This window comes from Sulfitobacter sp. TBRI5 (assembly GCF_051013555.1).
GTDB lineage: Bacteria > Pseudomonadota > Alphaproteobacteria > Rhodobacterales > Rhodobacteraceae > JL08.
On sequence record NZ_CP112884.1, the window covers coordinates 3,937,524 to 3,951,053 of the forward strand.

Annotated in this window: 14 protein-coding genes; 8 read left to right on the plus strand and 6 right to left on the minus strand. The window is 57.9% G+C overall.

Translation table 11 applies throughout. The features are described 5' to 3' along the window. Position 1: 1 nt before the first annotated feature. The 6 genes from OLX72_RS19615 to OLX72_RS19640 form a co-directional block, all read right to left on the minus strand. Complete coding sequence (locus OLX72_RS19615; RefSeq protein ID WP_254684725.1) at positions 2–1,954, minus strand: spermidine synthase; 1,953 nt, start codon at positions 1,952–1,954, stop codon at positions 2–4. A gap of 56 nt (positions 1,955–2,010) precedes the next feature. After that, positions 2,011–2,202 carry a hypothetical protein gene (locus OLX72_RS19620; RefSeq protein WP_254684724.1) on the minus strand — a complete coding sequence of 64 codons (192 nt, stop codon included), beginning with the start codon at positions 2,200–2,202 and terminating at the stop codon, positions 2,011–2,013. Positions 2,203–2,339: 137 nt separating this feature from the next. Continuing rightward, complete coding sequence (locus OLX72_RS19625) at positions 2,340–3,305, minus strand: pyridoxal-phosphate dependent enzyme (protein WP_114869566.1); 966 nt, start codon at positions 3,303–3,305, stop codon at positions 2,340–2,342. After that, complete coding sequence (locus OLX72_RS19630) at positions 3,302–4,462, minus strand: aminotransferase (protein ID WP_114869565.1); 1,161 nt, start codon at positions 4,460–4,462, stop codon at positions 3,302–3,304. The genes OLX72_RS19625 and OLX72_RS19630 overlap by 4 nt, the downstream gene beginning before the upstream one ends. A 113-nt stretch (positions 4,463–4,575) precedes the next feature. Beyond that, the gene (locus OLX72_RS19635; protein ID WP_433989377.1) at positions 4,576–5,019 is read right to left on the minus strand and encodes a c-type cytochrome; all 444 of its coding nucleotides are present in this window, start codon (positions 5,017–5,019) and stop codon (positions 4,576–4,578) included. After that, entirely contained in the window at positions 5,001–6,308 is a 1,308-nt protein-coding gene (locus tag OLX72_RS19640; protein ID WP_433989378.1) for a multicopper oxidase family protein, read from the minus strand. Before OLX72_RS19640 ends, OLX72_RS19635 begins: the two co-directional genes overlap by 19 nt. Positions 6,309–6,561: 253 nt before the next feature. On the opposite strand from OLX72_RS19640, the gene OLX72_RS19645 reads away from it, so the two are divergent. From OLX72_RS19645 to OLX72_RS19680, 8 genes are all read left to right on the plus strand, one after another. Then, on the plus strand, positions 6,562–7,218 hold the full coding sequence (locus OLX72_RS19645) for a helix-turn-helix domain-containing protein (RefSeq protein WP_433989379.1): 657 nt from the start codon (positions 6,562–6,564) through the stop codon (positions 7,216–7,218). A gap of 99 nt (positions 7,219–7,317) precedes the next feature. Then, positions 7,318–8,214 (plus strand): class II glutamine amidotransferase, encoded by an 897-nt coding sequence (locus OLX72_RS19650; RefSeq protein ID WP_433989380.1) that lies wholly within the window; start codon positions 7,318–7,320, stop codon positions 8,212–8,214. Position 8,215: 1 nt separating this feature from the next. Next, positions 8,216–8,899 carry a protein GlxC gene (locus tag OLX72_RS19655; protein WP_433989381.1) on the plus strand — a complete coding sequence of 228 codons (684 nt, stop codon included), beginning with the start codon at positions 8,216–8,218 and terminating at the stop codon, positions 8,897–8,899. Between the two features lie 10 nt (positions 8,900–8,909). Beyond that, positions 8,910–10,250, plus strand: coding sequence for an FMN-binding glutamate synthase family protein (locus tag OLX72_RS19660; RefSeq protein ID WP_433989382.1), 1,341 nt, complete (start codon positions 8,910–8,912; stop codon positions 10,248–10,250). Between the two features lie 66 nt (positions 10,251–10,316). Beyond that, positions 10,317–11,648 carry a type III glutamate--ammonia ligase gene (gene glnT / locus OLX72_RS19665; RefSeq protein WP_433989383.1) on the plus strand — a complete coding sequence of 444 codons (1,332 nt, stop codon included), beginning with the start codon at positions 10,317–10,319 and terminating at the stop codon, positions 11,646–11,648. Between the two features lie 211 nt (positions 11,649–11,859). After that, positions 11,860–12,117 (plus strand): hypothetical protein, encoded by a 258-nt coding sequence (locus OLX72_RS19670; RefSeq protein ID WP_433989384.1) that lies wholly within the window; start codon positions 11,860–11,862, stop codon positions 12,115–12,117. A gap of 99 nt (positions 12,118–12,216) precedes the next feature. After that, the gene (locus OLX72_RS19675; protein ID WP_433989385.1) at positions 12,217–13,164 is read left to right on the plus strand and encodes a mechanosensitive ion channel domain-containing protein; all 948 of its coding nucleotides are present in this window, start codon (positions 12,217–12,219) and stop codon (positions 13,162–13,164) included. Positions 13,165–13,191: 27 nt separating this feature from the next. Next, positions 13,192–13,530 carry a hypothetical protein gene (locus OLX72_RS19680; protein ID WP_433989386.1) on the plus strand — a complete coding sequence of 113 codons (339 nt, stop codon included), beginning with the start codon at positions 13,192–13,194 and terminating at the stop codon, positions 13,528–13,530.

The window sequence follows — 13,530 nt, forward strand, 5'->3', positions numbered from 1 at the left end:
GCTAGCGCAGGATTGCCATCAGGTTGGTGAAATCATCTGTCCAGACGCGCCCGCCATCGGACTGCAAGACCTGCCAGCGGTCGTCGTCAGCCAGGGCTGCGAGCGGTGCGTCGGTCTGCGCCATCACAACCACGGTCGATCCGGTTTCACCGACATCGGCGTTTTCGTCCAGTTGATAGGTCTGAATCCTTGCCGCAAGACCCAGCGCCTCGGCGCCCCGCCCCAAGGGTTTATCGATGCTGTAATACCGGTTGGAGATATGAAACACCAACAACCCGCCGGGGTTCAGCCGGTTAACGTAAAGCGCCATCGCCTCGACCGTGCTGAGATGGACAGGAACGGCATCTGAACTGTAGACGTCGATCACCAGAATGTCGTATTTTACGTCACTCTGCTGTTCCAGAACAATGCGTGCATCCCCCAGATGGGTGGGCGCGTCCGGTGCGCATTGCGACAGGAACGAAAAATATTCGGGCGTGCGCGCGATATCATCGACCAGTTTGTCGATCTCGTAAAATGCCCAGGATTGATGTGGCTGGCGATAGCAAGCCAGCGATCCGACACCCAGACCGACAACGCCGACACTGTGCGCAGACCGCCCCTGATCGGATGCCATGATCTGCCCCATCGGACCGTTGGGGTGGTAATAGGACAGCGGCAGGGGCTTGCGCCCGTCATCCTGAATGCGCTGTGCGCCGTGCAGGGTTGTGCCGTTTGAATATTTGCGCACCGTGTCTTCTTCGAACACGCGGTGCGTTCCGAAAAAACTGCGGTCTTCGTGCAGGCCGGGTTTGGTGAACAAGAACGGCGATGCGCCTAGAACCACGCACAGCATCGCAAAAAGCGCATATCCGCGTTCGCGAAACGCCCAGATTCCCGCGAGCAGCGCCACCGCAATCACGCTAGGCGCAAGGTTTCCGGTCGTCGCATCGCCCGATTTCAGGCCAAAGGCAAAGATCAGCAAACAGGCCGCCCCGGCAAGCGCCCCAACCGCCAGATCGCGCGGTTTCGGCAGGATCAGCGCAGGCAGGAACAGCAAACCGGCAAGAACAAGAACAAAACGCCCCTCGTGCAGGCCATCAAAGACAATCGGCGCAATAATGGAATTGAACAGCCCGCCCAAGGCACCGCCAATGGACATCGTGACATAGAACACCGTCAATTGCCGCCCATCCGGTCGCGTCAGGTAAAGTTTGCGATGCGACATCAGGGCGACAGCAAAAAATCCGGTCACCAATGCCCCTGCCGTGGTCCAGGACAGGGCGAATTTGGTCGAGATCGTGATCAGAAAGATCAGCGCCAGCAATCCGACCGTAAAGAGCAGTTGCACAAAATGATCGTTGATCCACGGCTTGCGCGTGAACGTCATCACAAAGGTCAACAGATACAGCGCCAGCGGAATCGCCCAGATCAGCGGGAACGAACCGATATCGGTGCTGATCTTTGTTGTGACGGCCAGCATCAGGGATGACGGGATGAAAGCCAGCAGCAACCATGTGCCGACCTGCGCGGCGGTGACAGGTTCGGCGGCTTCCATGTGTTCAACACGCGTTACATGCGCGGATCTGCCGTTGCGCCACGCGAACAATCCGCTGAGCAACAAGAACCCGCCCAGGGCGACAAATCCGGCGGCCCATCCGGCGCCGATGGCACTTGCCCCGAACAGCGGTTCGGCAACCAGCGGAAAGGCCAGCAAAGCCAGCAGCGATCCGAAATTGCTGGCCCCGTAAAGAAAATAGGGATCATCCGCCGACGGTCCGCCGCTTTTGGAATACCATGACTGGATCAGCGGCGCATTGGCGGACAACACCGCAAATGGCACACCGACACCCAGCGCAAACAGGCTAAGCGTTTGTAAAACCGTCGAACTGGCGGCGTCATAACGCCAGCCTTGGGAAATTGTCAGCGGCAGAAAGGCCAGCGCTGCGGCCCAAAGCGCCAGATGCAGGATCATCTGTGCCTTGACGCTCAGGTATTTGGTGCTGAAATGCGCATAGGCATAACCTGCAATCAGAACGATTGGAAAAACAGCATCGCCGTTGTCCAGACGGCGGGTGTGCCGCCGATATGGGGCAAAACAATCTTGGTAAACAGCGGCTGCACAAAGAACAAAAGCGACGCGCTCAGAAAAATCGTCGCGGTAAAAACCGGCGCAGCCAGCAGCGACGCGGAGCGGGGTTTTGCCGGAATTGCAATGCTCATGGGACCAACCTGAAGAAATGACAGTTGATCAAATGATGCCGAAATGTGGTCAATATTCGGCAGAACGTTGCCTTTGTTTCGGCAGTCGGGCCAATTTTCCGGTCGTTACCGGCAATAATTCGAGGGAATGGCCCTGTTCAACCGATCACAGCCTGCAATCTGGCAACATCAAAGTTGCCGCCGCACAGCAGGATAACATTGCACTGACCGGCGTAACCCTGCGCGTCGGACAGGTACCCTGCCAGCGCCAGCGCGGCGGCCCCTTCGACAATCATCGTGTCGGTCCATGCCAGTTGCCGCAATGCGTCGGCGATTTGCGTTTCGCTGCAATGGATCACCCGGTCCACAACTTCTGTCGCAATCGGAAGGGTCAGCGCATCTTCGTCCACGCCGCCAGCACAACCATCTGCCAATGTGTCAAGATGTTCGGTTTCAACGATATGGCCGGCCACCATACTTGCCGCCAGCGCCGCCGAATGTGTCGCGCTGACACCAATGATCCTTGCGCCCGGCGAAAACGCCCGCAGCACAGATCCGATACCGGAAATCAAACCGCCCCCGCCCATGGAAATGAACACATTGTCGATCTGTGGCAATTGTTCCAGCAGTTCCAGCCCGATCGTGCCCTGCCCTGCCATCACATCAAGATCATTGTAGGGCGAAACATAAACATACTCGCCCGTTGCCGCCAGCGATTGCGCGTGCACTTCGGCCATACCGGAATCCCCCGGATGCAGAATTGTATTGGTGCCATAGCTTTCGATTTTGGCCAGTTTCGCCTTTGCGACGTTTTCAGGCAGAACGACTGTCAGTTTGTGCCCCGTTGTCATCGCGGCATGGGAACAGGCGATGCCGTGATTTCCCGATGACGCGGTGATCACCGGCATATCGGTGGGCAGGCCCGACAGCTTGGACAACGCCCCGCGCAGTTTGAAAGAGCCGGTATGCTGAAAGTTTTCGGTTTTGTAATACAGTTGCGTCCCGGACGGCACAGCCGCGCGAGACTGCAAACACGGCGTTTGCACCAGCGCATCGCCGATCCGTCTGCGGGCCAGAACCGATTGCGCGGCAAGGCGCAGGACGCGTTCGCTTGGGTCGGTCATGTCAGCTGTCCCTGTTTTGCGGTCGTGCTCCGTTCCTGCTCCAGCATCGCAAGAAACCTGCTGGTTTCCTTCAGCCCGTCGCGCAGCACCTGCGGATTGTTGGCATATCCGATGCGTACCCAGCCTTCCATTTCCATCACCGAACCGGGGGTGAACATCACGCCGGTTTCCTTCAGCAGCCGCACACAGAAATCGCGCGATGGCATGTCAAAATCATACCGGACCAGCGCGGTTGTTCCTGCCTTGGGGCGGACATAAGACAGCGCAGGTTCCTGCGCGATCCATGCATCCAGCGTGGCCAGATTGTCGCGGGTAATCTGCTGGCTGCGCGCAATGATCTTGTCTTTCGCCTCCAGCGCCATGGCCGCGAAAAAATCGTCGATCATACCCACGCTGATGGTGTTATAATCGCGGTGGATCGAGACCGCCCGAATGACTTCAACCGGCGCGGCGATCCAGCCAAGGCGCAGACCCGCCAACGAAAATGTCTTGGACATGCCACCAACGCTGATGCCTTTTTCATAGACATCCGCAATGGCCGGCGCAAAGCCGTCACCGCTTTGATTGGTGCCGCGATAAACCTCATCACTTAGCACCCACACATTACCCGCCCGCGCGACATTAGCCAGTCTTTCCAGAAACGCCCTGTCCATCAGGGCCCCTGTCGGATTGTTCGGGTTGGTGACGGCAATCAGCCGCGTATCGGGCTGGATCATCGTGGCAAGCCGGTCCAGATCAGGCAGAAACGCGTTGTCTGGTTCCAATTGCAGCACCTCGACCTCGGCACCATAGCTTTCGGGGATGGAATAATGCTGCTGATACGTGGGCAGCACTGAAATGATGTGATCCCCGGGCTGGATCAGGGTTTCATATAACAGCGCATTGGCCCCGATCGCCCCGTGCGTGACCACAACGTTTTCAACGGCCTGATTGTCATAAAGGGTGCAGATATTGCTGCGCAGCCGGTCCGACCCTTCAATCGCGCCATAGGTCATTTTCATCTGCGCCAGGTCGTTTGCCAGTGTATCGTTCTTGCCCGACATTTGCAGCAATTGCCCGATGGTCAGAGATTCCACACAGGTTTCGGCAAGGTTGAACGCACAGTGATTTTCGAATTCGTTCATCCATATTTCAACGCCAAAGGGTTTGATGTGCACGCGTAAAACTCCGTTTCAGGGCCGTTGATCGCCTGTTTTGCAAACTTCGACCCAACAGCGATTTGGGGCCAAAGTCAAATGGCGCGCGGTCGGGCGGCAGTCTCTGTCAGGGATCAGTCGTGCGGTGGGTTCTGGCCGGATTGAACGGCCTGTTCACGCGCGGGCCATGTTGAACGGATGTACCCCAGAATATCCCAGATGTCCTGATCAGATATCACATCCTGAAAGGCCGGCATCCCGCTGGTGAAATCCGTCACGCCAAGGGCCGCCAACGCGCTTTGACCGCCCAGTTTTGTGTAATCGAACAGCATCGCATTGCTGTGATGCCATGTGTGGCCGGTACGATCATGCGGCGGGGCGGGCAAGATACCGTCCGGCCCCGGCGATCGCCAGTCAGGTTGCCCTTCCAGATTGGTCCCGTGGCACGCGGCGCAGTGTTGCGCATAAAGCGTGGCACCGTTTGTCAGGTCGCGGTTTTCCAGTTCGTGGCCCGCACCGGCGGGACCGGCCCACAACAGCAGTATGACACCGACGCGTTTCACAGCACCTTGAACCATGTTTTCATACCCGCCGCCTGATGACCCAGCATGTGGCAATGCATCAGCCACTGCCCCGGATTGTCAAATACGCACAGAATATCGCGGGTCTCGTCCGGCCCGATCAGCGTTGTATCGCGATAGTGCCCCAGCGACCCGTCCGGCTGAACCTCGTGAAAATGGTGTCCATGCAGGTGGATGCCATGCGCGAACCGTGTGTCGTTGCGCACCGTGATCCGCGCCGTTTGCCCGCGTTCAAAAATGTAATACGGATCATCCGACATGCCCGACTGGCCGTTGAACAGCCAGATCGCCTCGCGAGTGGCGACGCTGCTCATCGCGCCGCCTTCCATCCGCAGATCAAGCGATATGGCGTTTTCGACATCAGGCGGCGGCATACGATTGGGGGCCAGCGCGGCGATGTCTGATTGACGCGGTGCGGGATGTGTCCCGTCAACGGGAATGATGCCCAGATCATATGGGCCCTGCCGCGTCTGAAACACAAAACCGACCCCGCCCTGCGCGGTGACATCTGCAATGATGTCCATGCGTTGTGCAGGTGCCAGTGTGAACTGGCCGATGTCTTCGGGCGCAGCCAAGGGCATGCCATCCAGCGCAACGATTTTGCCCGCCACGCCTGTCACATCAATCGGAAACACCCGCGCGGTCGCGACGTTGATCAGACGCAGGCGCACACGATCACCATGGCGCAACGTGATGCTGTCATCAAAGACGGCCCGCGCAAAATTGCCCATGCGCCCTGCATGTGACCAATCATGCAGGTTTTCATAGCCGCCGACTTGTTCGCCTGTTTCCGACAATCGCCAATCGTCGATCTGCACGGTGATGTCGTGATCCACGTCCGGCGGCGCGTCTTCCTCGATGATCAGGGGGCCGTAAAGGCCGCGGGCCACCTGCTCCCATGATCTGTTGTGCGAATGGTACCAATAGGTGCCGGCATCGGGCACTTTGAACGCGTAGTCGAAAGATGTGCCGGGCAGAACCGGCGGTTGCGTCATGCCCGGCACACCGTCCATGGCATTGTTCAACCGTATCCCGTGCCAGTGCACGGCCGAATCCTGATCAATCCCGTTTTCAAACGTGACGCGCAGGGTATCGCCTTGACGCGCGCGTATTTCCGGACCGGGTGTGGACCCGTTAAAGCCCAGCATGTCCGTTGCCCCGTCGCCCAAGGGCAAAATCTGCGCGGTGACAGGCTCGGCCCGCAAAAGAAACGGGGCCGCAGCAAAACCGGTTCCGGGGAATACCGCCAGCGCGCTGCCGGTCATCAGGAAATCGCGTCTGTTCATCGCAAGCCTTCTGTATCGAATGGGCGGGCACGGGTGCGCCGCTTTGTGATCATCTAATCCTTCCCCCTGCTGGAGGGTCAAACATTTTCGGCTTCACATTTCCGTGCCGGGCCTGATCCGCCATCGCAACTAAGCGCAGGGGCTACTGACGGGGAAGATGGTGTTCTTTTTCCCAAAGTCATGTTTATCCTTTTCCCGAACGCGGCGCGCATCGTTTGCCCGCCCGTTACAGGACAAAAGGCGAAAGACTGACATGGCATCTCAACCAGCGAAACGCACCACGGGCAACAGCGCGCTTGGTCAGGATCCGCATCGCGTTCGCGATGGCCGCGAAAAGGTGCTTGAGGTGGCGATTGGCAAGGAGGTGCGCGCCTTTCGCAAACAGCAGAACATGACGGTCAATGAACTGGCCGAAGCAACCGGCCTGTCCGTCGGCATGATGTCAAAGATCGAAAACGGCAACACCTCGCCATCGCTGACCACGCTTCAGGCGCTGGCCAATGCGTTAAGCGTGCCGCTGACATCGTTCTTTCGCGGGTTCGAGGAAAACCGCTTTGCCGTTCTGACCAAAGCCGGTGAAGGTGTAGAAACCCAGCGCATGGGCACGCGCGCGGGGCACCAGTACAACCTGCTTGGTCATATCGGATCGAACGCCAGTGGGGTGATCGTGGAACCCTATCTGATCACACTGACCGAAGAATCCGATGTGTTTCCCACGTTCCAGCATGACGGGATCGAAACGATTTACATGCTGGAAGGCGAAGTGGATTACCGGCACGGCAACACGGTCTATCCCCTGAAACCGGGCGACACGTTGTTTTTCGATGCCGATGCGCCCCACGGACCCGAAATTCTGGTCAAACTGCCTGCCCGCTATCTTTCGATCATCTCGTACCCGCAAGGCGGATAACGGCCATCCCTGACAGGAAAGTATTATTCTTGTCAGTTGAAGACAGCCTTCAACAATGCTAGCGTCCGAGTCACCCCGTTAAGCAAAAGGATCAATGCAATGTGTGGGATTGTCGGGCTGTTCCTGAAAGACAAATCACTTGAACCGCAACTGGGCGGCCTGCTGACCGATATGCTGATCACGATGACGGATCGCGGCCCCGACAGTGCCGGCATTGCGATTTACGGGGATCGCATGGCAAAGACCGCTAAACTGACGGTGCAATCGCCGGCACCGGATGCAGATTTTGCAACTTTGGATCAGGATCTGGGCGAAGCCATCGGCGCCCCCGTCACCTTGCGCAAACTGGACACCCACGCCGTTCTTGAAGTGCCCGCCGCCCAGATGGATGCAGCGCGGCGCGCGGCGCGCGCACTGCGCCCCGATCTGCGCATCATGAGTGCAGGTGAAGCCATCGAGATTTATAAAGAGGTCGGCCTGCCCAAAGATGTGGCACGCCGGTTCGGCATTGACCGGATGCAGGGCACCCATGGCATCGGCCACACACGCATGGCCACGGAATCGGCAGTAACCACAATGGGCGCTCACCCGTTTTCCACCGGCGCGGATCAATGCCTTGTGCACAACGGCTCGCTGTCCAACCACAACAGCCTGCGTCGCAAACTGCGCCATCAGGGCATGCAGATCGAAACCGAAAACGATACTGAGGTCGGGGCCGCCTATCTCAGCTGGAAAATGCAGACCGGCAGCACATTGGGCGAAGCACTGGAAAGTTCGCTGGAAGATCTGGATGGTTTCTTTACCTTTGTCGTCGGCACCAAGGACGGGTTCGGTGTGGTGCGCGATCCGATTGCCTGCAAACCCGCGGTGATGGCGGAAACCGAACAATATGTGGCCTTTGGCAGCGAATACCGCGCCCTGGTTAACCTGCCCGGCATAGACGCCGCCCGCGTCTGGGAACCCGAACCCGCAACCGTCTATTTCTGGAGCCACTGACATGCAGGTCTTTGATCTTGAGGCGCAGGGTCTGCGCGCGCTGAATGAAACGCTGCACGCGCAGACCGGCACGACAAACCAGACCGCGTGGGAAATCGTGAACGCCAGGGGCAGCCACGCGATTGCCGTTGGGCTGGATGCCCCTATCGAAGTGACGGTGAAGGGATCAACAGGGTACTACTGCGGCGGCATGAACAAACAGGCGACGATCAACATTCATGGATCTGCCGGCCCCGGGGTGGGCGAAAACATGATGTCGGGGACCATCGTGATCGAAGGTGACGCCAGCCAGTATGCCGGTGCAACCGGCCATGGCGGATTGCTGGTGATCAAGGGCAATGCCAGTTCGCGCTGCGGTATTTCTATGAAGGGCATCGACATCGTCGTACACGGCAATATAGGCCATATGTCGGCCTTTATGGCGCAATCGGGCAATCTGGTTGTGCTGGGCGATGCGGGCGATGCATTGGGCGACAGCATCTACGAGGCGCGCCTGTTCGTGCGTGGCAACGTCAAAAGCCTTGGGGCGGATTGCGAAGAAAAGGAAATGCGACCCGAACATATTGCGATCCTCAAGGATTTGCTGGCGCGCGCAGGTGCCGATGCCAACCCCGAAGATTTCACCCGCTACGGATCAGCCCGCAAGCTTTACAATTTCGACGTCGACAACGCGTCGGCCTATTAGGGACATGTCCATGAGCGACGAAACGCGCACCCGCATTCCACACACCACACCGCGCCAGTCGGCAACTTTTTCGCAGGACATCAACAGCGATATCCGGCGCGCCGCAGCCACCGGCATTTACGACATTCGCGGCGGCGGTGCCAAACGCAAGGTGCCCCATTTCGACGATCTGCTGTTTCTGGGGGCCTCGATCTCGCGCTACCCGCTGGAAGGGTATCGTGAAAAATGCGACACCTCTGTCACACTGGGCACCCGTTTTGCCAAGAAGCCGATCCAGTTGGACATTCCGATCACCATTGCCGGCATGAGCTTTGGCGCGCTGTCCGGCCCCGCCAAAGAGGCATTGGGGCGCGGCGCGAATGCGGCCGGCACGTCGACCACGACAGGCGACGGAGGCATGACACCCGAGGAACGCGGGCATTCGTCGAAACTGGTCTATCAATACCTGCCATCCCGCTATGGCATGAACCCCGATGATCTGCGCAAGGCCGACGCGATTGAAATAGTCGTGGGTCAGGGTGCAAAACCCGGTGGCGGCGGCATGTTGCTGGGCCAGAAAATCAGCGATCGTGTGGCCGAAATGCGCAATCTGCCCAAAGGCATCGATCAGCGTTCGGCCTGTCGCCACCCCGATTGGACAGGGCCGGACGATCTGGAAATCAAGATATTGGAACTGCGTGAAATCACCGGATGGCAGGTGCCGATCTATGTGAAAATCGCGGGTGCGCGGCCCTATTTCGATACCACTCTGGCGGTCAAGGCCGGGGCTGACGTTGTCGTGCTGGACGGGATGCAGGGGGGCACCGCCGCAACGCAGGACGTGTTTATCGAACATGTGGGTCAACCCACGCTGGCCTGCATCCGCCCCGCGGTTCAGGCGCTGCAGGATATGGGTATGCACCGCGAAGTACAGTTGGTGATCTCCGGTGGTATCCGGTCCGGTGCGGACGTGGCCAAGGCGCTGGCGCTGGGGGCGGATGCGGTGGCTATCGGCACCGCCGCCCTGATCGCACTGGGCGACAATGATCCAAAATGGGAAAGCGAATATAACAAGCTGGGCACCACAGCAGGCGCCTATGACGACTGGCACGAGGGGCGCGATCCTGCGGGCATCACAACGCAAGACCCCGAACTGATGGCGCGGTTTGATCCGATCGAAGGCGGGCGGCGGTTGAAAAACTACCTCAAGGTCATGACGCTAGAGGCGCAGACCATCGCGCGCGCCTGTGGCAAGAACCATCTGCACAACCTTGAACCCGAAGATTTGGTGGCGCTGACAATGGAAGCCGCCGCCATGGCTCAGGTTCCGCTGGCAGGCACAAACTGGTATCCCGGCAAGGCGGGGTTTTAACCAAACAAAGGGCACCGCAAAAAGGCACGCCCAAAAAACAGACAACAGGGAAAAGGAACAACCTACATGACCAAGGATCTCGCGGCGTTCGCCGAGGAAAACGATATCAAGTACTTCATGATTTCCTTTACCGATCTGTTCGGTGGCCAGCGTGCGAAACTGGTGCCGACCCAGGCCATCGAAGACATGCAGAAGGATGGCGCCGGATTTGCCGGATTTGCCACCTATCTTGATCTGACGCCCGCCCACCCCGATATGCTGGCCGTACCGAACCCGGCATCAGTGATCCGATTGCCGTGGAAACCCGAAGTGGCTTGGGTGGCCGCAGATTGCATCATGGAAGGCGAAGATGTCGCACAGGCCCCGCGCAACGTGTTGCGCCGCCAGATTGCCAAGGCAGCTCAGCAAGGCCTGCATGTCAAAACCGGTATCGAGGCCGAATTTTTCCTTCTAACGCCAGACGGGCGTGAATTGTCTGATCCGTACGATACAGCCGCCAAACCCTGTTATGACCAGCAGGCGGTGATGCGGCGCTATGATGTGGTGCGCGAAATCTGCGATTACATGCTGGAACTGGGCTGGGGCCCCTATCAGAACGATCACGAGGATGCGAACGGCCAGTTCGAAATGAACTGGGAATTCGACGACGCCCTTGGAACAGCCGACAAACATTCGTTCTTCAAATTCATGACGAAATCGGTCGCCGAAAAGCACGGCTTCCGCGCGACCTTCATGCCCAAACCTGTCGAGGGTTTGACCGGAAACGGGTGCCACGCCCACATCTCGGTCTGGGATGCGCCGGGTCATGAAGCCACGACAAATGTGTTCGCCGGCGAAAAAGACAGCAGCCCCACGGGCGAACTGGGCCTGTCCGAACGTGGCAAGCATTTTCTGGGTGGCATCATGAAACATGCCAGCGCCCTGGCCGCGATCACCAATCCGACGGTCAACAGCTATAAACGCATCAACGCCCCGCGCACCATGTCGGGTGCGACCTGGGCGCCCAATACGGTGACATGGACCGGCAACAACCGCACCCATATGGTGCGCGTTCCCGGCCCCGGCCGGTTTGAACTGCGCCTGCCGGACGGTGCCGCCAACCCCTATCTCTTGCAGGCTGTCATCATCGCCGCCGGACTAAGCGGTCTGGCATCAAAGGCCGATCCCGGCAAGCGGCACGATATTGACATGTATGCCGAAGGCCACACCGTGACGGATGCGCCAAAGCTGCCGCTGAACATGCTGGATGCACTGCGCGCCTATGACGCCGATACCGATCTGAAACAGGCGATGGGCGCGGAATTCTCGGCTGCTTACCTGAAAATGAAGCATCTGGAATGGAATGATTTCTGTGCCCATTTCAGCGAATGGGAACGCAGCAACACGCTGGATATCTGAACGACACCTAACTGCTTTCTTTATCAGCGTAACGGATGGCATGGCTGAGCGGTCGATATCGCCAGTCATTGTTTTGGCAGTTAAAATTCCATTGCACCCCGCATTTTTGTTCCCTTCGCGTTAAAGCTGTGCCTCTAATCCGGAACGAACGGGTATGTTCGCACCGTGGCATCATCCGACGCGACGGCCTGACGAATTGAAGGGAAAGACAATGGCACATGAAACCAGAAGGCGGGGCGTGACGCGATTAGTTTCGCTGGCGGTGGGTGCTGCTGTTTTCCTGATACTGCTGTTCTGGCACACCCCATCCGTTTGGGCGCAGGAAGCTTCGACACAGAACACCCCTTCCACCGAAATGGAAAATCCAGACGGTGTGTTCGCGGCCCCTGTCGTGATTGATGGGAAAACCCTGTTTCTGGTGCGCGGGTCCAGCGCCCTGCCCGCCCATGACCGCGCCGCCGCCATTTAGGATCGCATTATCGCGCTTGCAGAACTGCCCGAAGATCATTCGATCACGTTTTCGACGGAGAACAACGAATTCGGGCGGGCCATTGTCGCAAATGGCAAGATGATCACCATTGCTTCGCCTGCCGATGCCGAATTTGAACAGATTCCGATCGAAGGGCTGGCCGAACTCCAGATGAACGTGATCAAGCGTGCGGTGGAACAATATCGCGCAAGCCGGTCCGGCAAGGGGCGTGTCGACAGCGCGCTGGTTGCAATCGGGTGGACCTCTGCGTTTGTCGTCGTTTCAATCATTTTTCTGCGACGCTGGCGCAAAATGGTAAACAGGGCCGAACGTCTTACCGAAAAACGCTTTACCCAGTTTGAAGAAGCCACAAAGTCCGTTTTGCGCGGCAAGGCGGTTGCGAAGCTGGTGGGCTATGCTGTTCAGGTCCTGCTTTGGATCGGCTATTTTTTCGTCTTTTACTATTACCTGTCCTTCGTCCTTTTGTCTTTTGCAGAAACACGCCCCTTTTCCCAGATATTGCTGACCTATGTCACTGATCCGCTGATCGGGGTGTTCAAGGGTTTTGCGTCTTACATCCCGAACTTTATCACGCTGATCATCATTGCGGTTGTGACGCGTTACACCGTCAAGGGCTTGCAGGTTTTCATGGAAAACATCGAGGCGGGCACGTTCGAGGTTCGCAATTTCGAACCGCACTGGATCAAGCCGACATTCAACATCGTGCGCGTCATCATCATCGCGATCGCTGTGGTTTTTGCCTATCCCTACATTCCGGGTTCGGATTCGCGCGCCTTTCAGGGACTGACGCTGTTGGCCGGTGTCATGCTGTCGCTGGGATCGAACACCGTTGTCAGCAACATGATGGCGGGACTTTTCGTGATTTACCGCCGCAGCACCACGATCGGGGACCGCATCAAGGTCGGGGAAAAGGTGGGCGACGTCGTTGAAATCAAGCTGATGGAAACCCTGATCAAGTCCGTCAAGAACGAGATGATCAGCATCCCGAATGCCCAGCTTCTGAATTCTGAAGTGGTCAACTATTAGCGCAAGATCGACGGGCGCGGCCTACTGGTGCATACAACTGTCGGCATCGGATACGAAGAGCAACAGGATAAGATCGAAGCCATGCTGATCGAGGCGGCATTGCGCACCGATGGTTTGAAAAATGTGCCGACGCCCTTTGTTCTGTGGACAGGCCTTGCCGATTACGCGATCAACTACCAGATCAACGCCTACACCTCGCGCGGATCGATCCTGCCCAAATTGCTATCTGACCTGCACCGCAATATCGTGGACGTTTTCAACGAAAATTCAGTTCAGATCATGACACCATCTTACATGGCTGACCCGCAAGAGGCGAAAAGCGCCACTGAACCGTGGGATGGAACGCTCATAAACCCGCGCGAGTAG